20 protein-coding genes and 1 pseudogene are annotated in these 25134 nt (G+C 36.1%); 12 read left to right on the top strand and 9 right to left on the bottom strand.

All coding sequences use genetic code 11. From position 1 onward, the window contains the following. The first annotated feature begins 74 nt into the window (after positions 1–74). From IPI65_09960 to IPI65_09950, 3 genes are all read left to right on the top strand, one after another. Positions 75–1007: a hypothetical protein gene (locus tag IPI65_09960; protein MBK7441835.1), complete on the top strand. Its 933-nt coding sequence runs from the start codon at positions 75–77 to the stop codon at positions 1005–1007. A 71-nt stretch (positions 1008–1078) separates the two neighbouring features. Then, complete coding sequence (locus IPI65_09955) at positions 1079–2683, top strand: ABC-F family ATP-binding cassette domain-containing protein (GenBank protein MBK7441834.1); 1605 nt, start codon at positions 1079–1081, stop codon at positions 2681–2683. A 164-nt stretch (positions 2684–2847) separates the two neighbouring features. After that, positions 2848–3012: a hypothetical protein gene (locus IPI65_09950; GenBank protein MBK7441833.1), complete on the top strand. Its 165-nt coding sequence runs from the start codon at positions 2848–2850 to the stop codon at positions 3010–3012. On the opposite strand, the gene IPI65_09945 is transcribed toward IPI65_09950, so the two are convergent. After that, positions 3005–4843, bottom strand: a complete 1839-nt coding sequence (locus IPI65_09945; GenBank protein ID MBK7441832.1) for a T9SS type A sorting domain-containing protein — start codon at positions 4841–4843, stop codon at positions 3005–3007. The genes IPI65_09950 and IPI65_09945 overlap by 8 nt on opposite strands. Before the next feature lie 90 nt (positions 4844–4933). Between IPI65_09945 and IPI65_09940 the strand changes: the two genes are divergently transcribed. The 4 genes from IPI65_09940 to IPI65_09925 all read left to right on the top strand — a co-directional run bounded on the left by IPI65_09940 (position 4934) and on the right by IPI65_09925 (position 7440). Further along, positions 4934–5248 carry a winged helix-turn-helix transcriptional regulator gene (locus IPI65_09940; GenBank protein ID MBK7441831.1) on the top strand — a complete coding sequence of 105 codons (315 nt, stop codon included), beginning with the start codon at positions 4934–4936 and terminating at the stop codon, positions 5246–5248. A gap of 1 nt (position 5249) precedes the next feature. Then, the gene (locus IPI65_09935; protein ID MBK7441830.1) at positions 5250–5693 is read left to right on the top strand and encodes a GNAT family N-acetyltransferase; all 444 of its coding nucleotides are present in this window, start codon (positions 5250–5252) and stop codon (positions 5691–5693) included. Positions 5694–5703: 10 nt separating this feature from the next. Next, positions 5704–6543 (top strand): arsenite methyltransferase, encoded by an 840-nt coding sequence (locus tag IPI65_09930; GenBank protein ID MBK7441829.1) that lies wholly within the window; start codon positions 5704–5706, stop codon positions 6541–6543. A gap of 369 nt (positions 6544–6912) precedes the next feature. Next, on the top strand, positions 6913–7440 hold the full coding sequence (locus tag IPI65_09925) for a DUF2911 domain-containing protein (protein ID MBK7441828.1): 528 nt from the start codon (positions 6913–6915) through the stop codon (positions 7438–7440). 50 nt (positions 7441–7490) lie between these two features. On the opposite strand, the gene IPI65_09920 is transcribed toward IPI65_09925, so the two are convergent. From IPI65_09920 to IPI65_09900, 5 genes are all read right to left on the bottom strand, one after another. Then, positions 7491–7895 carry a hypothetical protein gene (locus IPI65_09920; protein ID MBK7441827.1) on the bottom strand — a complete coding sequence of 135 codons (405 nt, stop codon included), beginning with the start codon at positions 7893–7895 and terminating at the stop codon, positions 7491–7493. A gap of 104 nt (positions 7896–7999) precedes the next feature. Further along, positions 8000–8635: a chromophore lyase CpcT/CpeT gene (locus IPI65_09915; protein ID MBK7441826.1), complete on the bottom strand. Its 636-nt coding sequence runs from the start codon at positions 8633–8635 to the stop codon at positions 8000–8002. After that, positions 8636–10180 carry a glycine--tRNA ligase gene (locus tag IPI65_09910; GenBank protein ID MBK7441825.1) on the bottom strand — a complete coding sequence of 515 codons (1545 nt, stop codon included), beginning with the start codon at positions 10178–10180 and terminating at the stop codon, positions 8636–8638. A 645-nt stretch (positions 10181–10825) separates the two neighbouring features. Next, positions 10826–11713 carry a T9SS type A sorting domain-containing protein gene (locus IPI65_09905; GenBank protein ID MBK7441824.1) on the bottom strand — a complete coding sequence of 296 codons (888 nt, stop codon included), beginning with the start codon at positions 11711–11713 and terminating at the stop codon, positions 10826–10828. Next, complete coding sequence (locus IPI65_09900; GenBank protein ID MBK7441823.1) at positions 11710–14271, bottom strand: T9SS type A sorting domain-containing protein; 2562 nt, start codon at positions 14269–14271, stop codon at positions 11710–11712. Before IPI65_09900 ends, IPI65_09905 begins: the two co-directional genes overlap by 4 nt. Positions 14272–14552: 281 nt before the next feature. Here IPI65_09900 and IPI65_09895 point away from each other — a divergent pair, with 281 nt between their 5' ends. The 5 genes and pseudogenes from IPI65_09895 to infB all read left to right on the top strand — a co-directional run bounded on the left by IPI65_09895 (position 14553) and on the right by infB (position 21010). Then, positions 14553–15020, top strand: coding sequence for a hypothetical protein (locus IPI65_09895; protein MBK7441822.1), 468 nt, complete (start codon positions 14553–14555; stop codon positions 15018–15020). Position 15021: 1 nt separating this feature from the next. Next, entirely contained in the window at positions 15022–15939 is a 918-nt protein-coding gene (locus IPI65_09890) for a hypothetical protein (protein MBK7441821.1), read from the top strand. 365 nt (positions 15940–16304) lie between these two features. Beyond that, positions 16305–16772 (top strand): hypothetical protein, encoded by a 468-nt coding sequence (locus tag IPI65_09885; protein MBK7441820.1) that lies wholly within the window; start codon positions 16305–16307, stop codon positions 16770–16772. A gap of 87 nt (positions 16773–16859) precedes the next feature. Further along, positions 16860–18098, top strand: a pseudogene (gene nusA / locus IPI65_09880) (transcription termination/antitermination protein NusA). Positions 18099–18172: 74 nt separating this feature from the next. Next, positions 18173–21010 carry a translation initiation factor IF-2 gene (infB, locus tag IPI65_09875; protein ID MBK7441819.1) on the top strand — a complete coding sequence of 946 codons (2838 nt, stop codon included), beginning with the start codon at positions 18173–18175 and terminating at the stop codon, positions 21008–21010. A gap of 105 nt (positions 21011–21115) precedes the next feature. Here infB and IPI65_09870 read toward each other — a convergent pair whose 3' ends face one another. From IPI65_09870 to IPI65_09860, 3 genes are all read right to left on the bottom strand, one after another. Then, positions 21116–21352: a T9SS type A sorting domain-containing protein gene (locus tag IPI65_09870; protein ID MBK7441818.1), complete on the bottom strand. Its 237-nt coding sequence runs from the start codon at positions 21350–21352 to the stop codon at positions 21116–21118. Positions 21353–21397: 45 nt separating this feature from the next. Beyond that, positions 21398–21670 (bottom strand): hypothetical protein, encoded by a 273-nt coding sequence (locus IPI65_09865; protein MBK7441817.1) that lies wholly within the window; start codon positions 21668–21670, stop codon positions 21398–21400. Between the two features lie 580 nt (positions 21671–22250). Beyond that, positions 22251–25130 carry a histidine kinase gene (locus IPI65_09860; GenBank protein ID MBK7441816.1) on the bottom strand — a complete coding sequence of 960 codons (2880 nt, stop codon included), beginning with the start codon at positions 25128–25130 and terminating at the stop codon, positions 22251–22253. Positions 25131–25134 lie beyond the last annotated feature (4 nt).

Raw genomic sequence — 25134 nt, 5'->3', positions numbered from 1 at the left:
AAGTATCTTGTCATAAAGGGTTATATTTACTATGGAATGGACTTCCTTCGGTTCATTTATAAAATCAGGCACACATGAAGAAATTTATTTTGATTGTATTAATCCTGGTGTACGGAATTGTCGTCAAGGCGCAATCCTGCGAAGGATCCTTTATTCGAAAGGATCAAATTGAACCTGGTGAGGGCTCGAGAGCCGGAAGTTGTGCATCGCCTGATGGTGCATTTTTAGGGCCCTCAATGGCAGCGTACCCGCCCGATTATGCCTACCTAACTGCAAATGGATATTGTTTTGCCTATGCACCTGTTAAAAAAAATGCTACTGTTTGTTACACATTTACAGCACCGGGCACTGATATAGACATAAATGCCGGATTTAGCACCACGGGTTGTGTAGCAGTTACATTTACAAATTTTAATCTTTATACCTGCGCTCCTGCTTGTACATTATTTGGCACAGGTATTACATATACGGGCCTTACTATAGGTACCTGTTATACATGGTGTGTAGATATTAAATGTATCGGAGGCGGTCCAACAGCCGGTTTCAGCAATTGGTGTCCTTATGTTGTTTATGCTGCTCCACTCCCAATAGAACTAACCGCTTTTACCTGTTACGCAAGTAATAATACTATTATTTTGAACTGGAGCACTGCTTCAGAAGAAGATTCGCGGTTTTTCGAAATTGAACGTTCGTCGGATGGTGTCAACTTTGAAATGATTGGGTTGGTAGATGCCGCCGGAAATTCCACTTCAGATAAATATTATAACTTTCAGGATACTCAACCTTTTGAACAAAACTATTACCGCTTAAAACAGGTGAATGGCGATTTTTCTTATTCATTGTCTGATATCATTACATGTAATATTGACGAAACTATTATCAGCATCAATTATTACAACATGTTGGGTCAAATAATTGAATATAACGCTGCAGTTAACGGTATTTATGTGAAAGAAACCATTACAAGTGTCCGAAAAACACGTGAATTGGTTTATAAGAAAAATTGATAGAATCGGCTGTTACCCGCTATTTTTAAGAATTCCACCGCTTTTTCAAAGCATCTGCTTACCTTTGCGCCATGATTTCAGTGCAGAACCTGTCCATTCACTTTGGCGGTATTTTTTTATTTGAAGATGTTTCCTTTGCCTTAAAAGAGAACGACCGTGTTGGTTTAGTTGGTAAAAACGGTGCCGGTAAGTCCACCCTCATGAAAATAATGAGCGGATTACAAAAACCGGATTCAGGACAGGTTGTATTACCAAAAGACAGCTTAATCGGATTTTTACATCAGGATTTGAGTAAAATGAAAGGTAAAACCGTGTTTGAAGAAACACAAACTGCCTTTAACGAAGCCTTACAGCTTGACCAGCGGATGCACGAAATTGAACATGAACTCACGGTAAGAACCGATTACGAAAGTGATTCTTACCATGATATCATTAATGAAATTCAGGAAATTTCGCATCGCCTGGAAATAATAAATGTGGCCACCATCGAAAAACAAATTGAATTGGTATTGATGGGTTTGGGTTTTATGCGCGAAGATTTTGATAAACCGGTTGAAACGTTCAGCGGTGGATGGCAAATGCGTATTGAGCTGGCAAAAATATTATTAAGTAAACCGGAATTGGTTTTACTCGATGAGCCTACGAATCACCTGGATATTGAAAGTATTCAATGGCTGGAAACTTATTTGGAAACTTATCCCGGTGCAATTATGATTGTGTCCCACGATAGAACATTTTTAGATAATGTAACAAAACGCACTATCGAAATTGTTAGTCAGAAAATATATGACTATCCTGCCAATTATTCCACGTTTGTTGAATTGAGAAAAGAGCGTATTGATCAACAACGCGCCGCACAAAAAAATCAGGAAAAATATATTGAGCATACTGAAAAACTGATTGATAAATTCAGAGCAAAAGCCAACAAGGCAAAATTTGCACAATCGCTCATTAAAAAATTGGATAAGATTGAAGAAATTGAAGTTGATGATGAAGAAACTGCAACCATTCACTTCTATTTTCCAAAACCACAACGTTCAGGAAAAACTGTTGTAACCGGTAAAAAAGTTTCTAAAACGTACGATGTAAAATTAATTTTAGATGAAATTGATTTTGAAATAAATCGCGGCGATAAAATTGCATTTGTAGGTAAAAACGGTGAAGGTAAATCTACCCTCTCAAAAATAATTGCAGGGCTGGAAAAATACACCGGCGAAATGGAATTAGGTCACAATGTAAACCTTGGTTATTACGCCCAAAATCAGGCGGAAACACTGAGTGGTGATGATACTGTATTTGACACCATCGATAAGGTTGCGGCAGGTGAAATGCGTTCGCATATCAGAACTTTATTGGGTGCGTTTTTATTTGGTGGTGAAGCTTCGTTTAAAAAAGTAAAAGTATTATCGGGTGGTGAAAAATCGCGACTGGCAATGTGTAAATTATTGCTTGAGCCATATAATTTATTGGTACTCGATGAGCCTACCAACCACTTGGACATGCGCAGTAAAGATGTATTAAAAAATGCATTAAATAATTTTGAAGGAACAGTAATTGTGGTTTCTCACGATCGTGATTTTTTAAAGGGAATTACCAACCGTGTGTTTGAATTTAAGGATAAAAAAATTAAAGAACATATCGGAGACATTTATGATTATCTGGAAGCTAAAAAATAAGTACACTGGCTGAACTCGAGTTAGCTCCAAAACCGGTAAAAGTTAAAAAAGAAACCGAATCATCTCCCATAAAAAAAGAAAATCCCGACGACAAAAAAAATCGCGACCGCGAACTTAACCGCATAAAAAAAGAAATTGAAAAAGCGGAAAAAGAAATAGCAACAATGGAAGCGGAAATTGTAACCATCGAAAAACAAATGAATGATCCTGCTTTTTACGAAAAGCCAAATACGACCGATATTTTTAATAAATACAACAGCCTGAAAGACGCCCACACCAAAAAAATGGCCGAGTGGGAAATTCTTACAGAGCAGATGGAAACTATTTAATTATCAATTGTTGTATACAACGCTGATTGTTGTTACTAATTTCCAGGAAATAAATTCCGGGACCCGTTTCAATATGTAGCGTTTGCGATTTATCAAAATTAATTTGTTGCGTCAACACTGTTTCTCCCAACACATTAAATAATTTGATATCAGCCAATCCGTTTATTTTATCGGAATTAATGGTAATTATTCCATCTGAAGGATTTGGCATTATTTCAAACAATGTGGTGGCATAATTTTCAATTGCTGTCGGACATAAAAATTCAGCTTCCGAAGTGTATACACATCCATATATATCGGTTATCGTAATGCTGTAATATCCGCAGGTATCGATAAAAATAATTTCGCTGTCAGCTTCACCCGCAATTGGATTTCCATTTAAGTACCATTGATAAGTATCCACATCCGGTGATTCTAAAGCGAGACATATCAATATTACTTGTCCATCGAACCATACTGATGGAATCAGGGCCATTCCCAATGGAGCATGCACAGTTGCTTCAACGGTATCCGACAAATAACAAAAATCATCATCAGTAGTAAATAATGTAATTGAATGAGCACCGATATCTCCTGATAAATCCAGTGTATCATTTTCGCCAATTATTGCTCCGGTTAATGTGTTTATCCAATTATAATCAGGGTCAGCATCGGTGTAAAATAATAATGTGTCACTAAAACAAACATCCAGATCAGGTGAATAATCAAAATCTATGGTTGTTGGGCTAATTGGTAATACATGAATAGTAATATTAGCCGTATCGCTGCAAAATAATCCTTTGTTAGCGATGTAGGTTGCGTTGTAAGTTCCTTCAGCAGTGTACGTATGACTTGGACTATATAAATTAGATGTATCGCCATCACCAAAATCCCAAAAAGAGGTAGCCCAAAAATCAGTGGCGTTATTGAAATCTATTTCAAAAGTATTACACGTATTAATTTCCGTATCTACACTAATTGTAGGAAAAACAGGAGTACAATTTGCAACAATAAATTCAGTTTGCAGATAAGTAGTGTTCAATAAAACCCCATCACGAAATTCAGATACTGCAATCCCAATTAAATAAAAACCTTCATTTAATGGCGTTCCGGTAATTTCTCCGGTTGCGGGATTAATTGCCAATTCGGGGGAAGCATTTAAGGGATGAATACCGGAAAATCCGGCTTCATAATTTACAGTTGCATACGGAGGAGGAAGCGCAGGAACCGGTGCCGGATTTGCAGGATTACCTCCAAGAAATGGTTCATAAAAAGTATATACCAAGGCATCGCCATCCGGGTCGGTAGCTGTAAAAATTGTAGATATTGGTTCGTCTAAACACACTAAAAATGTTTCTATCGGACTAAAAACCGGTGAACTGTTAATTGTGGTAATATCTGTACCCGGAATATGCGCAAATACGGCAAAACCGTCTTCATCGGGCTCAGATAAATTGACATATGCTGCTGATAGGCAGCAGCGGTTGTAAACGATATTGTAACCACCAACGACACCCGGCAGACTGATTGTATCAAGGTATACACCTTTTTCAATGCAGGTTGAAACAAACGGTCCTGCGCATTCAAAAGTAACATCATCTATTGAAGTAACAATTGGGTCAGAAAGTGTGAATTCTAGTGTCAATACATTGTCCAATGCAGTATATACATCCAGATAAGCAGGATTATCAAAATTGGTAAGTCCGTTGCAATCGCGGTAAATTATCAATTGAACTTCATATAAATCGGAACCCAAATCCCGGTAGGTTAATTCACCGCCAATAATATGTACCGCTTTTACCCAGGTTGAAGACACACAAATTATTGCAAACGAAAGGAGGAGCCTTTTCATAGGATAATTGATTTCTTATAAAGATAAAAAAAATGTTAAAAAATTTGGTGGGAATTTTATTCATCGTATATTTGCGATATACAATCAGATATGGCCTACTCAAAAAAACATGAATTTGACCCCGACAGCGTCCGAATTGCCGATATTGCTAAGGCTTTGGGCCATCCGGCGCGCATTGAAATACTAAAAGTGCTCTCGAACGGACAATGTGTTTGTGGTGATATTGTTGAACAATTGCCACTTTCGCAAAGCACCGTTTCACAACATCTTAAAGAATTAAAAGCAGTCGGGCTCATAAAAGGGGAAATTGACGGACCCAGAGTTTGTTATTGCTTAAACGAATCGGTTTGTAATAATGCACTGGGGTTTTTCAAACAGTTATTTAACGAAATAAAATGTTGCTGATATGATACATTTCAGAACGGCTGTTGATGAAGATTTACTGGAAGTAAAAAAACTGCTTGCCGCAAGTGCACTTCCATTTGAAGATATTGATAATTTGATTTCCGATTTTGAAATTGCTTTGGTAGATAATAAAATTATTGGCGCCGCAGGAGTTGAAAAACATTTTCCTTATATGTTAATTCGCTCAGTTGTTATTGATCCAACATTTAGAAATAAACAAATTGGCAATCAACTGATACATGCGCTTATGGATAAATTATATCCTGAAAATTACAAGGGTTTTTATTTACTTACTGAAACAGCAGCCTCATTTTTTACAAAATTAGGTTTTATGCCGGTGCAGCGCGAAAACGTTCCGGTAGAAATTCAACAAACAACAGAATTTTCTACAATTTGTCCTTCGTCAGCATTGGTTATGTATAAATTAAATTCGAATAACAATTAAAAATACGATTATGGAAAACAATCAAAATGTAAAAGAACTGGTTAAAGAAAAATACAGTGAAATTGCACTGCAATCAAAAACCACTAATGCTTCATCTTGCTGTGGTGCAGGAGGATGTTCAACCATTGACCTCGAAATTATGAGTGAAAATTATACTTCACTGGAAGGTTATTTTGCTGATGCCGATTTGGGTTTAGGCTGCGGAATTCCTACGGAATTTGCACAAATTAAAAAAGGTGATACCGTTGTAGACCTTGGCTCCGGAGCAGGTAACGATGCCTTTGTAGCACGCAGTATTGTTGGTGAAGATGGACGTGTAATCGGTATTGACATGACCGAAAAAATGATTGAACTTTCACGTAACAATGCAACTAAATTACAATTACAAAATGTAGAATTTCGTTTAGGTGATATTGAAAATATTCCCATTACATCAAATAAAGCTGATGTGGTTGTAAGCAATTGTGTATTAAATCTGGTTCCCGATAAAGTAAAAGCATTTTCTGAAATGTATCGCATTTTAAAACCGGGTGGGCATTTTAGTGTTTCAGATATTGTTTTATCCGGCACATTGCCAAATGAAATAATTAAAGAAGCAGAAATGTATGCAGGTTGTGTGAGTGGAGCCATTCAAAAAAATGATTATTTACAAATCATTCAGCAAAATGGTTTTAGTAATATTACCATTAATAAAGAGAAAGAAATTATTTTGCCGGATGATATTTTATCGAATTATTTAAGTGCTGAACAAATAGCGGCATTTAAAAACAGTGGAACCGGAATTTTTAGTATCACCGTTTTCGGAGAAAAACCTAAAGATTGTGGTTGCGGTACCGAGTGTTGTAATTAACTCATTCAATCAACTTAAAAGTGGAGTAACAAATTTGTTGCTCCACTTTTTTTGTGCGGGATAAACTTAAATGATTATCTTGCCAATCAAACCTTTTTATAACTACAAAATACCACATTGAATAAGGGAGACTGGATACAGGTTGGAGGACTCATTATTGTTTTTATGCTAATTGTACTCATTATTTTCAGTGCAATTAACTGGCCAATCTATGTAACCGGTATTATCGTGGTTTTAGCCTGTATTTTAGGCTGGTTTGTGAACCGATTTATCAAATTATGAGTTAACTCCCTACCTTTGCAACTTATTAAGATTAAAATTATGCGTAAATCAACCATTATGATGCTGTTTATTGCAGCAATTACTTTTATGAGTGCCTGTAAAAATTCAGCACAGGAAGCAGTTAAAGAAAAGCGGAAAGATGAAATGACCAACAAAGAAAACCGTGTGAGTCCGCAAGCCACTGCTACTGCAACAATTGGCACCAATACCATTACCGTAAACTATAGTTCACCTGCCGTAAAAGGTCGCCCAATTTGGGGAGCATTAGTGCCTTATGGAGAAGTATGGCGCACAGGGGCAAATGAGGCTACAACAGTAACCTTTACCCAGGATGTTACCATTCAGGGCCAAACCTTATCTGCAGCTACGTATTCATTTTTTACTATCCCAACTGATTCAACCTGGACACTAATTTTTAATAACGAAGAAACACAATGGGGTGCTTTTAAATACGACCAAAGTGATGATGCTTTGCGTATTCAGGTAACACCAGTTGCAACCGAAGTGTTAACTGAAAATTTAACCTTTACTGTTGTTGCTGATGCTCAACCGAACACAGGAATTATTCGTTTGAACTGGGAAAAATTGCAAATAGATTGTCCTTTTTCTAACTAAAGATATTTTTACAACAATATTTAAAACCACCCAAGCGGTGGTTTTTTATTTTAATAATACAACTCAACAAATGAGGTTGTATTTGCAGGTGTGCTCACTGAGTCGATTACATTACCCAAGGTCGGGTGACTGGCTCTGATATAATAATAATCTTTTTCTAAACCATTAATTACGGCATGACCAACAGAATCGGTTAAACGGGTGGCGTCAGGATAATAATCATACACCAAATCTTCGTAGCTGGAAAAAATATCGATGGTAACATCTTGTACCGTGCTGTCTAATAGTGGTGAAATACTATAAACCCGATACACATCAAAAATAATTGTTCTGTTAAAGTTTTCGCTGGCATTAAAATTATCTTCAGGAATAGCTGTTTCATTACATGCATAAAAACTGAATAGGATGAAATAAAGTAGAATTACCTGTAAACAATATTTCGCCAAAAACTTCATGTAATAAAATTAGCGTTAATTCACTGAATGAGATAATACTATTGTAATTCCAACGTAATTTTTTACAAGCAAGTAATTATCTAATGATTAATCGCAGCAAACAATTATTCTGTTGTTTTTACAAAAATATAGCCACCTGTTTCTGCTCCCCAAACCTGTTTCCCATTAACATCCCATCCGCGATCCCAGCTTAACAACTGATCTTCGGTGATAATAACTTCGCTGGTTGCATAACTGGCGCCACGCAAACTACTCGGGCAAGATGTAGCACCCGTGGAACCAACAAAACGATTGATATTGATATCTCCTACTAACTCGTGTTCGTATTTTAAAGTAATAGAACAACCATCGCGTAAAATCAATTTATCAAATGTGAGCGAATTTAATTTTGAGGCATCCTTCCATCCTCCTGCATATTGTAATGGATTTTCAAATTCATATACACGACTTTCATAAATACCCAATGTAATTTCTACTACCTGATATACTCTTTGGCGATATGGTTTATCTTGCGCACTACCTAACGCTTGTTCCACATACAGCCAATTGCCGGGTTCATTACCCATTTGAATTTCAACCATGTGCAAACGGATATCATAAAAATTGGAATCAGCTTTGCTTTGGGCTTCACTCGAAAACGAACCTGTCATATATGCCAATAAGGTTCCATAAATATTTTCAAACTGTGCTTTCGATTGAAACGAAACTAAAAACAGAAAAATAAAAACAAGTTTTTTCATTTAATCTGCTAATTGTTTTAATACAGTATTAATATCCACTTTTGCATTTACAATTTGTAATACATCAGCAATAGCAATACGTTCTTGTTGCATGCTGTCGCGTTCGCGGATGGTCACTGTATTATCTTCTAATGTTTGATGGTCAACGGTAATACAATAAGGTGTACCAATAGCATCCATACGACGGTAACGTTTTCCGATACTGTCTTTTTCTTCGTAATAACACTGGTGATTAAATTTCAGTGTATTAAATATTTCCATTGCTTTTTCAGGTAAACCATCTTTTTTAATTAATGGTAATACTGCCACTTTAATTGGGGCAAGAATAGCGGGTAATCGCAATACCACACGTGTTTCTTCACCAACAACTTCTTCATCATAAGCATTACATAACATAGCTAAAAACATACGGTCGCAACCAATGGATGTTTCTACCACGTAAGGAATATAATTTTCATTTAATTCAGCATCAAAATATTGTAATTTTTTTCCGCTGAATTCTGTATGTCGGCTTAAATCAAAATTTGTGCGTGAGTGAATACCTTCCAGTTCTTTAAAACCAAATGGAAATTTAAATTCAATATCCACAGCAGCATTTGCATAATGTGCAACTTTATCGTGGTCGTGGAATTGTAACATGCTTGCATCAGTACCTAAAGCGCGGTGCCATTGCATGCGTGTTTTTTTCCAGTAATTATAATAATTCATTTCTTCGCCCGGACGAACAAAAAATTGCATTTCCATTTGTTCGAATTCGCGCATGCGGAAAATAAACTGACGGGCAACAATTTCATTTCTGAATGCTTTTCCAATTTGTGCAATACCGAAAGGAATTTTCTGACGTGTAGTTTTTTGCACATTCAAAAAATTAACAAAAATACCCTGCGCAGTTTCAGGACGCAGGTAAACAACATCAGACGAATCGGACGCAGCACCAAAACTGGTTGAAAACATCAAATTAAACTGACGTACATCGGTCCAGTTGCGCGTACCGGAAATCGGGTCAACAATTTCGCAATCAATAATTATTTGTTTGAGCTCGTCGAGATTATTATCATTTAATGCTTTAACAAAACGCGTATGCACTGCTTCTCTTTTGGCAGCAATTTCGAGCACACGACCATTCGTAGTTCTGAACATCGTTTCATCGAAATTTTCGAAACGTTTTTTTGCTTTTTCTACCTCTTTATCAACCTTTTCATCCTGTTTCGCCAAAAATTCTTCAATAAGTACATCAGCGCGGTAACGTTTTTTAGAATCTTTATTGTCGATAAGCGGGTCGCTAAATGCATCCACGTGGCCACTTGCCTTCCAGGTGGTCGGGTGCATCAAAATAGCCGAATCGAGGCCCACAATGTTTTCATGCATCTGCACCATAGCTTTCCACCAGTATTCTTTGATATTATTTTTCAGCAAAGCCCCGTACGGACCGTAATCGTAAACCGCACTTAATCCATCATAAATTTCCGAACTCTGGAATATATAACCATACTCTTTGGCATGGCTTATCACTTTTTTAAACTTTTCTGCGTCGTTGGCAATCATGGCGCAAAGGTAAAGGGTTTAAGGGAAGATTGGAAACAGAAAAAGTGCCTTGGTTTGGCGGCGCAAAAGCTGTTCTCGAAACGTATTTTGATGCATCTTGGCCTAATGCCTTTAAGCAGTGCTAAGTGAAATGGTTGATAAAATCATTAGAAATATAGGCATTAAAATAATACTTTCTTACTAAATATTTTTCATATAAAAATAACTTTTTAATTTTCAATTATTTAATAATAAACGGATTTTCAAAGCAATTTAATTTATCCACGAATTTAACAACTTTATATTTGAGTGTTGCTCCAATAACTAACGTAAAATTTGACCAGTTAAAACGAACTTTTATAAATGGTAAGTATTCACCAGGCGTTCAATTTGCGACAACAGATTAGACAGATTACCTGGATATTTTTACATATGTTTCTGGTAATGGATTTGTAGCGACCAAGCAAGATAAATTAGAAATTATCGACGGGATGCTCACAAATAGATACTTTTTTGAAAATGAAGTTTACACATAAACAATGTATACATTTATTACAACAGATAATGTAGTTTTCTACAATGCGAGTGTTTAAAAATTTCGGGAAATAATAAAAAACAAAGGAGGCGTTGCTATAACAACGCCTCCTTTTTAATATATCAGATTGTTTATTGAACCAGAAGAATTTGTTTCGAATAACTATATTCATCTTTTTTGATAATGACTAAATAAACTCCTTCATTACAATTGATATTTAATTTATTGTTTAATTCGTCCAGGTAACCTGTATGAATTATTTTTCCTTCCAAGTTAAAAACTGTATAATTAGCTCCCACTAATTTTTTATTGAGGCTTATATTTAAAACGCCAGCGAAACTGTATATTGTAGGAACAAGCGAACTTAATTCTGCTACTTCTACAGTAGTAGTATCGCCTATAGTGTCACCAGCATAAATACCGGTTTCACATTTAGTTTCATAAGTATAAGAATCTATTATGACGCTTTCGGCTTGTGAGGTGGTAGAGCATCTAATCCAACCATAATGGAAACAATTTAGGGAGTCCTTGAATCCAACTCCGATATACTTTTCATCAAATCCTGTATACCAATAACCGCCAATAGCCCCGCTAGGTCCTGAAATATTTAATGCTAAGATTTGAAAATAATTATTTTGGAAACTTAAGCCATTATCTATTAATTGGGAAGATTCTATAACATAAGGAAAATATAACGTAAACCCACCATATGATGGATTAATTACACTTTTTATTCCTGCAACCTCATTTCCACTTTCCAATGGAGAAATTATAATAAAATTTGAATATGATAAATTATCACTCCAATATGAATAAAATGACCCGCTAAGTTTCTGCACCCTAAAATCCAGATGCCCATCATTGTCCATATCAATATCATAAAGTTCATTATCAGAAACAAGCACGATATCGGGTTCAATGTCAGTATATACTGCATTTCCTAAACTATCATTACCTAAAAGGAATATAGCAGCGAATGTGGAATAACTCGATAACTGAAGCTTCAAGTGTTGTTTCATTGCTTTATGAATTTCTCTTTGAAAATAGTCCCATCCATCATTTCTACAAATATAATGTAAATACCATTACTTAAGTTGGAAATTTCTACCTTTCCTCCATTTGTAAGAGTATTTTGGTAGCATATTTTCCCTTCAATCGTTACAATTTGAACTTTTAGCATTTCATTTGGTCTTATTTCGAAATTACTTAAGTATAGTGAGATATCAGTGCTTGCAGGATTGGGATACAAGTTGCAATTAATTACTGCGCGAGCAGTTTTTTCATATGGTGGGTAATCGGCTATAAACGGTATTTTAAAGTAACCAAAAGAGTAAGGAGGCACTTCTATTGTAGTAAAAGGGCTGCCCACAGATGGATTGTTTGTGATTGTATTAATGGTATCTATCTCAATATCATAATTTACTTCAAAGTCTTCGTCACTATAACACTCGTTTATAGTAAAAAGTGTATTTTTCCCCCGACCTGATGTTGAATAAGGTTGACGCGCTCTAACACAAAATATTGTTGCTGTATCCGTAATTTGAACATGCCCATCAGGTGGGAATATGCCAGATGTTCCTGTCAAATTTATATAATAAGACTGGGAATCTGAGCTTACATTACTGAAATAGAAATAGAAATTTTCCTTTTCAGGGTCAATAAATACTGTTGGCTGAACATTTATATTGTTTTTTGCAATGGTGAAATTTGATTGTAGGTATTTTAAATTATTTTTTGGAATTTCACTTAATAGCATCATAGTATAATATGAAGTTCTTTTCATATAATAATTTCTTCCATCAGCAGAATCAATTTTAATACTATAAGGTATAGTATCTCTATTTAATGAGTCCAATTCCGGTGTAGATGCAGGGCTTAGCATTGTGCTGTGTGAAGCACCGGCAAAATTATGCAGGTTAGTATATTTTAAAAAACCTTGGCGATAGGTATTATTATAATTAAGCTTTAAATTTTTCAACCACCACTCCTGAAGCATAGCCGACGTAAGAAAAGTTTGAGCAAAAACACCTAACATGTCCCTTTCCCCAGGTGAATATTTCCCACCAGTTTCTTTAAAGTTATATTCGGAAGTTATTACGTCCTTGCCGCCCGAAGCCACTGATAAATTAAGACCTAATGTATCACGATGAACATTCCATGATTCTAAATAACGTGTGTTTATAAATTTTTTAAAATTCTTTGCCATTTCGTCAAAAGCATCTTCAAGTCTAGGGTCATTTTCGTTATAGACCCAACCTAAAGTATCTGGGCTTATACACTCATAAATGGAATCTAAATTATTTAAAGCTATTGAATCCCAATTATGAGTGTCGTAATATGGGTGAATAACATATGCATCATAAGACCTCCTAAATGTGCCAGGAGAGCCTTCAATTTCAACTTTTTCAAATCTTTTTTCAAATAATTCATCATTCCATTCATCTAAACCTCTGCTTCCTGATGTTGAAGCAGTTCGGAATGCATAATAAGGGTCTTTTAAGTTTTCTACTGGCAATGCAACTTTACAAGTGAAAACAGCGCCACTCTTAAATTCGTTAATATAGTCATGATCAAACCAAACATCTCCGCCTATTAGAACACTATCCAAGCTGTCTGTGATACCACCATTGATGTATGTCCAATAATCTTCTAATGTATAAATACCAAGCATTGATTCAGAAAATTCAAAGTACATCTCGTTTCCCAATTCAACGTATACAACATTTACCGCACATGAGTCATGGTTTCGTAAATATTCAACAATTTCACGGCTTTTAGTTGCCGTTTCATTCATTATGTTTAGGTCAACAATTACATCAACTTTGTGGCCTGGATTGGCATCCTCAATCTGTTTGACCATATAAACAAAATCATCAATAAATAAGTGAGTTGGGGCTAATAGCTGTTGGTCAATCCATTTTTCTGCAAACCCTAGAAAATCTCCAACTTCATCTTCGTTAATCCATGAGTAAAATGAGCTATTATTTTCATCTAATTCTACGCTGTCTAAAATATCAGTAAAGGAGGGGGCATTAATTACATAATCTGTTCTATCATAAAATCGAATAATTTCCACTAAATCATAACCATATCCAGGACCATCTAATAAATGCATAAATTTGCTATCAGCTCCTCCTGGAAATCTCAGGCTTGAAGGTGCCAATTCACTCATCCATTGCCATTGGTCTGTGGCAGAGCCATCATTAGGAATCACTTTTCTTCCATAAATTCCTGCAATGTGAAAGCCATATAAGCCCTGATTTATTGTTTTTTGGTTACTACCCAAGTTTATATAAATTGTGGAGTCGGCATGGACTTTAGCGTATTGTGAATAATCACTTGAATTATGATAATTGTATGTTCCTGTCGTCCTTAAATTAATTTCTTTCGTTGTCTCATCTGTACCCCAATACCAGATAGTATCCAAACCATCTGTTAAAGTTTCTTGTATTAATCCAGTGGTGTCAAAAACCCCTTCATCAGGGAAAATTTGAGCATAAACTCTGTTTGTAAAGGTTAGAAAGACAAATAATGCTAAAAATACACATAATACCAATTTGGGATTAGAATTTTTCATTGTGGAAATTTAAGTGAAGAAAACGATTGATTCAGATTTAGGCTTTTACATTTCTCAAATTTAAAAAATCAAGCAGACAGTAGGTAGTGAATTATATTTAAAGCAATAGATTCACGGAAAACCGTTAATCAAATTAATGAAAACAAATATTTTTACAGGTCTAATTATTAAAAATGCATTTTAAAGACTCGAGAACATCGTTTACATAGAGATCTAACCTTTGGAAGGTATTTAACATCTTTAGATTCATTATAAATTAGATAATTTTAGGGCAAATAAAAATGAAAATGTTTTATTGGCAGGCACTATTAATTGAATGGAGAAAAACAGGAAGAAAAGGTCTGAGTATACCATATATCGTTGGTAGTCAAATGTATCTTAAAAATTGCTATACGCAACAATCCATTAAGGAATTAATAATTTCAATTACTGAAAATCAATTAATAAACGTATACCTTACCTATTGTTCAGATATTGATGGGTTGATTTTATGTTATAAAGATGAATATGCTACAAACTTAAAAGGGGTGTTTCCAAACATTAATGGAATTGAACAAACCAATCTATTTGTAACTAGTGTTATAGATGAATTTAATAAAGATATTAATATTTTAATTAACCAATTAATTGAAAGGCATCAAAATGATATATTAAATAGTCGTTTTTCAAGAATTGACCGGGCCTGGCAAGCCTTTTCAATAAATGAAATTAATTTTATTCAACAAACATTTAGAACCTATAACCTGTAATATGAACTCTACACAATATTGGAAAAATTTTAGCCTAGGAACTGAAATAGATATTTCTGGAGCGTTTATTTACAATGGTCTTAAAGCCTTTGATGATATTCAATTCTTTATATACGAATCTGAAATTTTCGAAGTGCTTTACAACTTGTCAGTTGGAATAGAGCGTTTGTGTAAGGTTGCCATAGTTCTTATAGAGTATAATTCATCAACAGATTCCAAACGATTTACAGAAAGTATTAAAACTCATAAAATTGAGAATTTAATAAAAAGAATATCAAAAAATAAAATAATTAATTTAAATGCCAAGGATAAAGGATTTATTAATTTACTTTCTCATTTCTACAATTCATTGCGATACGATAGGTATTCAGAGAATGAGCAGAATTATTACACTAAAGAAAAGGAAGTATTTGTGAATTATTTAAACTCAGAATTAAAATTTTTAATTGATATAAAATCTGATTTTAATCTCACTGAAAATGACAGGGTTATTAAATCAAGTTTTGGTAAGATAGTAGGAAATATTATTACCCAGCTTTATGAAATAGTTAGAAATGAAGCAGTGCGATTACACCTCTACACTTATGAGATAAGAGAGTTTTCAAAAGCGCGAAAAATATTTTATTCCGAAAAATTCGATTTTTTAGAGGAAGCCAATGCAATAAAGGAACTGATTGTATTTTTTATAAACAACAAAAATTCAAATGGCTTATTCAAAATAATAAGAAATATTACACCCTTAGACTTAGATCCGGCGCTTGCAAATGATTATATTCAAGCATTTATTCACCCACACATGTTGCAGGAGCACTTAGATGAAATAGAAGCAAACCTTGAAGATATTCCGGACAAGTCTGATAGAATTGAAATTCTTGAACTGTTAGGTGATTTAAGAAGTCAATTTGACGATAGCGATTAAAAATAAATTGATTAACTTACTAAACATATGTTTCTTGTTAAAATCCAATTAAGGCCATCCTCCGATTTAGGCGCACCATAGATCGTATGAGTCGTTTTATTCAATTGAATTACTTCACCCAAAGAACAAACATCGTCGGCCTCTCCCCGAACATCCTTATTTTCCGCCTAAAAAATAGTTTACCGGTATATTACCTTTTTTATTTACCCACTTCCAGTTCAGTTGCACATTCAAGCTCAAGTGTCAGCAAACTACCGTAGGAGCTTCGGTTGATTACCCCCCTTTGTAATCTCAAAACCTTTACCTATCTTTGCACCACTTCGGAAGAGGGGACAGTAAAAAGTCCCCTCTTTTGTTTCTGTATCATGAACAACCGGGAAATAATAGCAAACTGGCTGGCGCCCCGACTGGAAGAAATGGGCTGCTTTTTGGTGGATATCAGGATTAATCCATCTGTCAATAAGTATGAAATTTTTATCGACAGCCCAACAGGTGTAACTATTGAACAATGTTTGGTAGTGAGCCGCTACGTTGAGTTTCAGATGGATAACGACGAACGTTTTTCTGAAAAATACAGTTTAGATGTTTCCAGTCCGGGTATGGAAAATCCGTTTAAAGTGCAGGAACAGTACGACAAAAACATCGGCAAAACGGTGGAGGTAGTTTTACTGAATGGCATTAAAAAGGAAGGGATGCTGAAAAAGGCAGATGGTAAAGTGTTACACCTGGAAGTACATCACCCCCCAAAGAAAAAAGGCATGCAACCTGAAGTGGAGCTGGAAACATACGGCTTTGAAGAGATTAAAAGTGTAAAGAAAAAGATAGTTTTTTAAGTATAAATAATTGATAATCAACAAATTATAACAAACAAACATCGGTTAATCCGCCTTGGGTGGAAAAACCAACAAAAATCAAATACTATGAACAGCGTAGAACTAGTAGATTCCTTTTCGGAGTTTAAGGACGTCAAAAACATCGACCGTCCCACACTTATGAAAGTGCTGGAAGACATTTTCCGCACCTTATTGCGCAAGAAGTAAAACGACGAAAACTTCGACATCATTGTAAACACCGAAAAAGGTGACCTTGAAATTTGGCATCGCCGCGAAATTGTGGAAGACGGCGCTGTTGAAAATCCGGTTACCCAAATCGCATTATCGGAAGCATTAAAAATTGAACCCGATTTTTCGGTTGGTGAAGAAACATATGAAAACGTAAGCATCGAAAGTTTTGGTCGCCGTGCCATTTTAGCTGCACGCCAGGCTTTGGTTCAACGTATTATGGAGTTGGAAAAAGACGAGGTTTATAAAAAATATAAAGACCGCGAAGGTGAAATTATAACCGGTGAGGTTTATCAGGTTTGGAAAAAAGAAATCCTGTTACTGGATGATGATGGTAATGAATTGATTTTACCAAAAAGTGAATTAATTCATGCCGATAACTACAAAAAAGGCGAAACCCTGAGAGGTGTAGTTAAAAAAGTAGATTTCCGTAATAATAACCCCGTTGTTATAGTTTCAAGAACTGACCCTAAGTTTCTTGAAAAATTACTGGAACAGGAAGTTCCTGAGGTATTTGACGGACTCATTGTTATTAAAAAGATTGTTCGTGCACCGGGTGAAAGAGCCAAAGTTGCTGTTGAGTCATACGACGACCGTATTGACCCGGTTGGCGCCTGTGTTGGTATGAAGGGTAGCCGTATTCACGGTATTGTTCGTGAGTTACGCAACGAAAACATCGATATTATTAATTACACAAATAATAACCAGTTATTAATTCAACGTGCATTAAGTCCTGCAAAAATTTCATCTATCGAATTAGATAATGAAAAGAAAAAAGCAGCGGTTTATCTTGCACAAGATCAGGTTTCATTAGCAATTGGAAAAGGTGGTTTAAATATCAAATTGGCTTGTCAGTTAACCGGATACGATATTGATGTATTCCGTGATACTGAAGAAGAAGAAATGGATATTGACCTTGATGAATTTGCAGATGAAATTGACGAATGGATGATTGACGAACTCAAAACAATTGGTTGCGATACGGCAAGAAGCGTATTGGAATTAAGTGCTGATGAGTTGGTTCGCCGTACCGATCTTGAAGAAGAAACTGTTAAAGAAATTATCAGAATATTAAAATCAGAATTCGACGAAGATTGAGATAAACATTAATTCATATACGTTTTTGGTATATGATAAAATGTTAATCCTATCTTTGTAATCCAAGCAACTGAATGTCAGAAGAAAAAACTATAAGATTAGCTAAGGCCGCCAGCGAGTTCAACGTGGCAATGTCGCACATTGTTGATTTACTCACTGCAAAGGGTTTCTCCGTAGATGCAAAGCCTACAACAAAGCTCTCGGAAGAAATGTATACCCTTTTGCTGAAAGAATTCGGCAAGGATAAAGACCTGAAAGGCAAAGCCGATCAGTTAAGCATAGGTATTGGCCGCAAGCTGGAAAAGGAGAAATCTGAAGACACGGTTGAACCGGTTAAGGAAGTAGAAGTGAAACCTGAACCTAAGGTTGAGGTGAAACCCGAAATTAAACCTGAACCAAAAGTTGAGGTGAAACCGGAGGTAATTGTTGAGAAAAAAGAGGTTGAAAAGCCGGTTGTGGAAGAAGTTGTTGCCGAACAGGAAAAACCGGTTGAGGAAGTTGAGGTAATTAAAGCCAGAAAAGAGAAGGTTGAAGACCTGAAGGTTATCGGCAAAATTGACCTCAATAAAAAGAAAGTAAAAAAGGTTGAAGAACCGGTTGTAGAAAAAACTGAACCTGTAGTTGCCAAACGCGATTTTCAGGTAAAGAAAGCCGATAAAGATGCCAATAAGGAAATTGAAAAACGACCTGAGGTAAAAGCGCCGATTGTTGAAGAAGTTGTGGAGAAAAAGCCGGAGCGCGAAATGATTGAAACCAAAAAAGTGACGCTCGAAGGGCCGAAAATTATTGGTAAAATCGAAATTAAAGAAGAGAAAAAACCTGAAAAACGTCCGCACCAACACGGTGGTGGCGCTGAAGACCCGAACAAGAAAAAACGCAAGCGCATTAAAAAGCACGAGCGTATTAACGTTGATAAGGTTAAAGAAGAAGATGCACACCGCGAAAACCGTAGCAGAAATCCAATTGGGGTTAACCTCAAAAAGCCTGCTATTGTTGACCCGGAAGCTGCTCAACGCCAAATTCAGGAGCAAATCAGAAATACCCTCGCCAAACTGAGCGGAAACAATCAGCAGCGTGGTAAAGGTGCCCGTGTAGCGAAACAGTTAAAACGTGAAAAACGTGAAGCTGCCGAAATTGAAGCAGCAGAAGCACTTACCAGCAATGTAATTCAGGTTGCAGAGTTTACATCATTGTCTGAATTAGCCAGCTTAATGAACGCATCACCTACCGATTTGGTGCAAAGCTGTTTTAACCTCGGTATGATGGTGTCTATTAACCAGCGTTTAGATGCTGAGATTATCGAATTATTAGCCGAAGAAAACGGATTTAAAGTGCAGTTCATCAACGTAAACGAAGATGATATTGAAGAGGAAGATGAAACTGATGAGCCGGATACACTTGTAACGCGCCCGCCAATTGTTACCATTATGGGTCACGTTGACCACGGTAAAACATCATTGCTCGATTATATTCGTGAAACTAACGTAGTTGCAGGTGAAAAAGGTGGTATCACACAGCATATTGGTGCTTACGAGGTGGATTTACCTAACGGAAAACGTATTGCATTTTTAGATACACCGGGACACGAAGCGTTTACTGCCATGCGTGCACGTGGTGCCAAACTTACCGATATTGCCATTATTGTAATTGCTGCCGATGATCAGGTGATGCCTCAAACAAAAGAGGCGATTAGTCACGCGCAGGCTGCAAACGTGCCTATGGTATTTGCTATCAATAAAATTGATAAACCGGGCGCCAATGTCGATAAAATAAAAGAGCAATTGTCGCAAATGAATATTCTGGTTGAAGATTGGGGTGGAAAATTCCAAAGCCAGGAAATTTCAGCGAAATCAGGTATCGGCGTTGACACATTGCTCGAAAAATTATTATTAGAATCAGAATTACTCGACCTGAAAGCGAATCCGGATAAATCGGCTGTTGGTTCTACAATTGAAGCTTCTTTGGATAAAGGAAGAGGATATGTATGTAACATCATGGTTCAGGAAGGAACTTTACATGTTGGTGATATGATGGTGGCCGGACCATATTATGGTAAGGTAAAAGCAATGTTTGATGAAAGAAATCAACGTGTTAATGATGCCGGACCATCTACACCTGTATTAGTACTCGGATTAAACGGTGCGCCACAGGCAGGTGAAAAATTCAAAATTTACGACGACGAAGCCGAAGCGAAAGCGGTTGCGAACAAACGCAGTCAGATTTTACGCGAACAGGGTATTCGTACTAAAAAACATATTACTCTCGAGGAAATCGGCCGCAGAAAGGCATTGGGAACTTTCCGCGAATTGAATATTATTATCAAAGCCGACGTGGATGGTTCATCAGAAGCGTTAACAGACAGCTTACAAAAATTAACTACCGGGGAGGTTCAGGTAAACGTAATTTTCAAAGGTGTTGGTCAGATTACCGAAAGCGATGTAATGTTAGCGAGTGCATCTGATGCGGTAATTGTTGGTTTCCAGGTTCGTCCTAGCACACCGGTGCGCAAACTTGCAGAGAAAGAAGGTGTGGAAATCAGGATGTATAGCATTATCTACAATGCCATTGAGGAAATTAAAGCCGCAATGGAAGGGATGCTTGCTCCTAAAATGGAAGAAAAAGTTACCTGTACCGTTGAGGTGCGTGAAGCATTCAAAATATCGAAAGTGGGTACCGTTGCCGGATGTTATGTATCGGAAGGTAAAATTACCCGTAACACAAAAATTCGTGTTTTACGCGATGGCATCGTAATTCATACCGGAACGTTAAGCTCTCTCAAACGCTTTAAAGATGATGCGAAAGAGGTTACTACAAGTATGGAATGCGGTTTAACAATCCATAATTTCAACGATATAGAAGTTGGCGATATCCTGGAAGGATACGAAGAAGTTGAAGTTAAACGTACACTTTAATTAAACAAACCAAATTATAGAACCGGTATCGAAAGATGCCGGTTTTTTTATTGGCTATAATTCGGAAGATGACTTAATTTATTGTTGTAATGAAATTTAACATACTTAAATCACTACAAAACATTTTTCTATAATCTGATTATGTTTGTATACACGTGCAAGATAAATTCCCGGTTTAAACCCGTTCAAACTAATTGCAACATTTACATCATTCGGATAATTACGTTGTATAATTTCGCCTGACGCATTAATTAATTCTACATAATAAATTGTTATTGTTGTTGTATTGATATTGATTATTTCTGAAGCGGGATATGTTTTCGCATTTAAATCATTAACCACTACCTCGTTGTATTAATATTTACATCAATCTTCGCCTCACCAAATCTAATTCGTTACGGCGTATGCGAGGGCAGGTTTCATACCGCCCGTTTTACCACTAACTGCACCTTCAGGAATCGTAAATTCAAATTGTGTTGGTGATGTAGGAAATTCAAATTCAGGTGTGTTTGCGGTAACAAAACCTACCACTTCATTTGCATCAGTAAAATCTAAATCCTGATTGAAATCAATAAAAACTGCAACAAAATGTACGGCTGAACCTGAATAGGTTATTTTAATTGAATAATTAATATCACTTAACAAAGCAACAGGCTCCAAGTTATTAAAATAGGTATAACCGGGAAGTGGATTTGAGCGCCGCTCCCACCCCCCCCCCCCCCCCGCCCCGCAAATTCGGAACAATAGGAGCTGTGGCATTTATTGAAATGAAACGAAATAGGAGCTTTTTATTTTATAATTTTAATATTTGCCCAAACTGGTTTTTTTAGTAGAATTGTGTTTGCAGATCACCTTTAATACAATGATAGAAGGGTGGGGCATAAAAAAAGGCGACATGAGGGAGCCGCCTTTTTATTTTGTGTAACGATGGGGTGCATCATTACACATGAATCATCAACCCGAAATTTTCACCCCCAAAAAAATAATTTGGTTTTCATGGGCGTGTTTGCATGGAGCAAAATAACTTGTGTTTTCCTGGTATGTTTCCTTGGGATTGTGTGTGTTTCTGGGTCAAATAGACAACAATAAGGGTGAACCCACAACCCACTTTGAGTGAAATGGCCGTTTTTTAGTGTGAAATGGTGTTATAACTTAGCGAAGTGCATCACATTTATGGGTGAAATGGCATATTTTCCCTTCCAAATGTCGATTTAGGGAGCTGATTTACAGGGAACTAACCCTAATCAAGATTAATTTGAACCAAGGTCCCTTGTCCGGGCGGGTTAAAGTCCGACTTATCATGAATGGCAATGGTTGCCTGATAACCACTGAGTTTTTTAAGCAAATCGAGGCGTTCCCGTATCATTTGAATACCTAAAGAGTTGTGGCCGGATTTTTTTCGTCGTTTGCTTTCATGAACCCCAATACCATCATCATCAACCAATACCCTGATGGCATTGTCCAGTTTGGTGAAAGAGATATGCAGATTACCGTTTCTATTGGCAGGTAATATGCCATGCCATAATGCATTTTCAACAACAGGCTGAATTACCATATTCGGAATTTCAGGCTGCTCGTTCAATAATATCGGATCAATATCAATTTTAAAATTCAGTTTATTGCCAAAACGAATTTTTTCAAGTTCGAGATAATAATTTAATCGCTCCAATTCATCTTTTAGCGGAATAAATGTTTTACCACCATAATCCAGAATCATACGAATAAGGCGGGCAAATTTTCCCAGATAATCGGTTGCTTCTTCGGTATTATGTGCATTAATAAAATGCTGAATAGAGTTTAATGCATTGAAAATAAAATGTGGATTCATACTCGCTGCCAAGGCCTGATGGCGCAATTCGGCAATTTTAGATTGCAGCTCTAAACGCTCCTGCTGTTTTTTACGAACAGTTTCAAAACGTTTGCGCAATATTAAATATGCGGCAACACCAATGGCAATGCCTACAATTATTTTAAACCAAATAGTCGCCCAAATTGGTGTTTCTACAATTATAGTTAATGTAGCAACAGGACCTTCAATTTCCTGCTCACCAAACGATTTAAGTAACAAGGTATGTTTACCGTATGGCATACCTGCAAATTCAATTTGGCGACCTGTTGTTGGCTCCCATTCACCATCATCAAATTTGTATAAAAATTTAATGCCTTCCGGTGATGAAAAGTGTACTGCGGAAAACCGCACCGTGAAATTTTTTGAGGTATACGGTAACGTAATCGAATTATGAATATCTAAATCGCGATAAATAGAATCAGTTGCGCGAATGGTTTTAAAAATGGCAGTCGGCGGACTTACCGGTGTGCGATCAAACATGTTTAAATCAATACTTGATAATCCGTAAGTAGTACCTACCCAGATATAATCATTTTTTGTATCGTACTCCAGCACATTAATTTCATCAGAAAGTAAAGTGTTACGTGTATCAAACTGAATAAGTGATTTTTTATCCATTAAAAACAAACCGTTCAAAGTGCCTATCCAGACCCTGTTTTTTTTATCACGGACGATACTGGTAATATTTTCAAGATTTTTTCCTTTTACATCCCTTGCCGTACTCCAGTTGCCATTTTTATATTTAATTAATCCTTTATCGCTGCCAATCAGTAAAGTACCTTCAGCATCATATAAAAAGGCAGTAATATTTGTTTTATAAAATCCCGTATCAATTTTTTGATATTGACCATCCGGTGCAATAATATAAATACCTCGTGTGGTTCCTAACCAGATATTGTCCTCTTTATCTTTAAAAATTTTATTAGTGCGCTGCCAAAAAGCCGTTGAATCATAAAAAACAATTTTTGCGTTAGCATGCGATTTTGTTGACAGCGATGTTTTCCATAATTTTTTATCCCATCTGTTGTAATAAAAATCATCACCATCAATCATGATAGCACTATTAAAAAAGAAGGATGCTGTGGCCTTGTTTATTTGTTGACTGGAAATAAACATTCCTTCGTCGGGAACACCGGCCATAGTAACATATAAATTTTTTCCTTCTCCCTGTAATTCTTTGATAAATTCAAGTGAGCCCGGAAATAATTTTTTTGGATGTAATCCATTTTCATCTAAATAATATAACCCATTGTAAGTGCCAACAAAAACATTTCCGTCAACATGTGCTTCAATTGCCGTAATATATTCATTTTCTAATCCGTCGAAGGCAGTGTAATTAGTACAATACATGTGGTGAAAACAATATACACCTTTACCATAAGTGGCAATCCAAATATTTCCTTCATTATCTTCCATTATCTTATTTACCGAAACACCACCCAAACCCAATTTAAGCGATACATCAAGAATCCGATTATTGGATATCAGAAATAATTTATTTTCAGGAAAAGTTGCTGCCCAGATATTATTACTTCTGTCCACCAGCAATCGTTTAATATTACCGGGATTATTTATCGGGATGGCAGTAATTTTATCGCCTTCAATGGCAATTACATTTCCGGTGCTGCCCAAATACCAAATATTTTGTTGCAGACAAATACTATAAATGGGCACAGAAATATCGTTAAATACCTGTTGCGGTTTTTCGAACCCGTTTAATTGGAAAACACCTTCGCTGGTTCCGGCATAAACATTGCCATTACTATCTTTATAAAGGCAATAAGGAACAATATCTACTGAAGGGAATATTATTTTTTTAACTTCCTTACCTGCTAATTTTATTGCACTGATATAACGTGTATCTCTTAATGAATAAAAATAATCGCCTGATTTAGCAATTTGTTCATTCGAAATTTGTTTATTCTCATCAATTACTTTCACAAAATTGCCTTGCAAACGATAAATACCATCGTATTTAGTGGCTGCAAATACATCACCTTCTTCATCTTGTGTTAAACCATAAACAATTGAGCCACCTAAACCTTCTTTGTATAAATAATTGGTGAATTTATATCCGTCGAAACGGCTCACACCACGTTCGGTAGCAAACCATAAATAGCCGCGTGCGTCGTGACAAATATCATAAACGTTGCTGTTTGCCAATTCATCTTCAGTGGTGTATTGGCGAGAAGGAAACATTTGTGTAAAAGCGGGGAAACTGCTACACAATAATAACAGGAGTATGAGGTAAGTTCTCAGTTGTGTTTTCATTTAA

The sequence above is a fragment of the Bacteroidota bacterium genome (assembly GCA_016706255.1).
GTDB lineage: Bacteria > Bacteroidota > Bacteroidia > Chitinophagales > BACL12 > UBA7236.
The sequence above is the reverse complement of the archived record's forward strand: the minus strand, read 5'-3'. Positions and strand labels throughout refer to the sequence as shown.

Excerpts from the sequence above, each read along its gene's own strand:
- IPI65_09960 (MBK7441835.1), top strand. The coding sequence starts at position 75 with ATGAAGAAATTTATTTTGATTGTATTAATCCTGGTGTACGGAATTGTC.
- IPI65_09955 (MBK7441834.1), top strand. The coding sequence starts at position 1,079 with ATGATTTCAGTGCAGAACCTGTCCATTCACTTTGGCGGTATTTTTTTA.
- IPI65_09950 (MBK7441833.1), top strand. The coding sequence starts at position 2,848 with ATGGAAGCGGAAATTGTAACCATCGAAAAACAAATGAATGATCCTGCT.
- IPI65_09945 (MBK7441832.1), bottom strand. The coding sequence starts at position 4,843 with ATGAAAAGGCTCCTCCTTTCGTTTGCAATAATTTGTGTGTCTTCAACC.
- IPI65_09940 (MBK7441831.1), top strand. The coding sequence starts at position 4,934 with ATGGCCTACTCAAAAAAACATGAATTTGACCCCGACAGCGTCCGAATT.
- IPI65_09935 (MBK7441830.1), top strand. The coding sequence starts at position 5,250 with ATGATACATTTCAGAACGGCTGTTGATGAAGATTTACTGGAAGTAAAA.
- IPI65_09930 (MBK7441829.1), top strand. The coding sequence starts at position 5,704 with ATGGAAAACAATCAAAATGTAAAAGAACTGGTTAAAGAAAAATACAGT.
- IPI65_09925 (MBK7441828.1), top strand. The coding sequence starts at position 6,913 with ATGAGTGCCTGTAAAAATTCAGCACAGGAAGCAGTTAAAGAAAAGCGG.
- IPI65_09920 (MBK7441827.1), bottom strand. The coding sequence starts at position 7,895 with ATGAAGTTTTTGGCGAAATATTGTTTACAGGTAATTCTACTTTATTTC.
- IPI65_09915 (MBK7441826.1), bottom strand. The coding sequence starts at position 8,635 with ATGAAAAAACTTGTTTTTATTTTTCTGTTTTTAGTTTCGTTTCAATCG.
- IPI65_09910 (MBK7441825.1), bottom strand. The coding sequence starts at position 10,180 with ATGATTGCCAACGACGCAGAAAAGTTTAAAAAAGTGATAAGCCATGCC.
- IPI65_09905 (MBK7441824.1), bottom strand. The coding sequence starts at position 11,713 with ATGAAACAACACTTGAAGCTTCAGTTATCGAGTTATTCCACATTCGCT.
- IPI65_09900 (MBK7441823.1), bottom strand. The coding sequence starts at position 14,271 with ATGAAAAATTCTAATCCCAAATTGGTATTATGTGTATTTTTAGCATTA.
- IPI65_09895 (MBK7441822.1), top strand. The coding sequence starts at position 14,553 with ATGAAAATGTTTTATTGGCAGGCACTATTAATTGAATGGAGAAAAACA.
- IPI65_09890 (MBK7441821.1), top strand. The coding sequence starts at position 15,022 with ATGAACTCTACACAATATTGGAAAAATTTTAGCCTAGGAACTGAAATA.
- IPI65_09885 (MBK7441820.1), top strand. The coding sequence starts at position 16,305 with ATGAACAACCGGGAAATAATAGCAAACTGGCTGGCGCCCCGACTGGAA.
- infB (MBK7441819.1), top strand. The coding sequence starts at position 18,173 with ATGTCAGAAGAAAAAACTATAAGATTAGCTAAGGCCGCCAGCGAGTTC.
- IPI65_09860 (MBK7441816.1), bottom strand. The coding sequence starts at position 25,130 with ATGAAAACACAACTGAGAACTTACCTCATACTCCTGTTATTATTGTGT.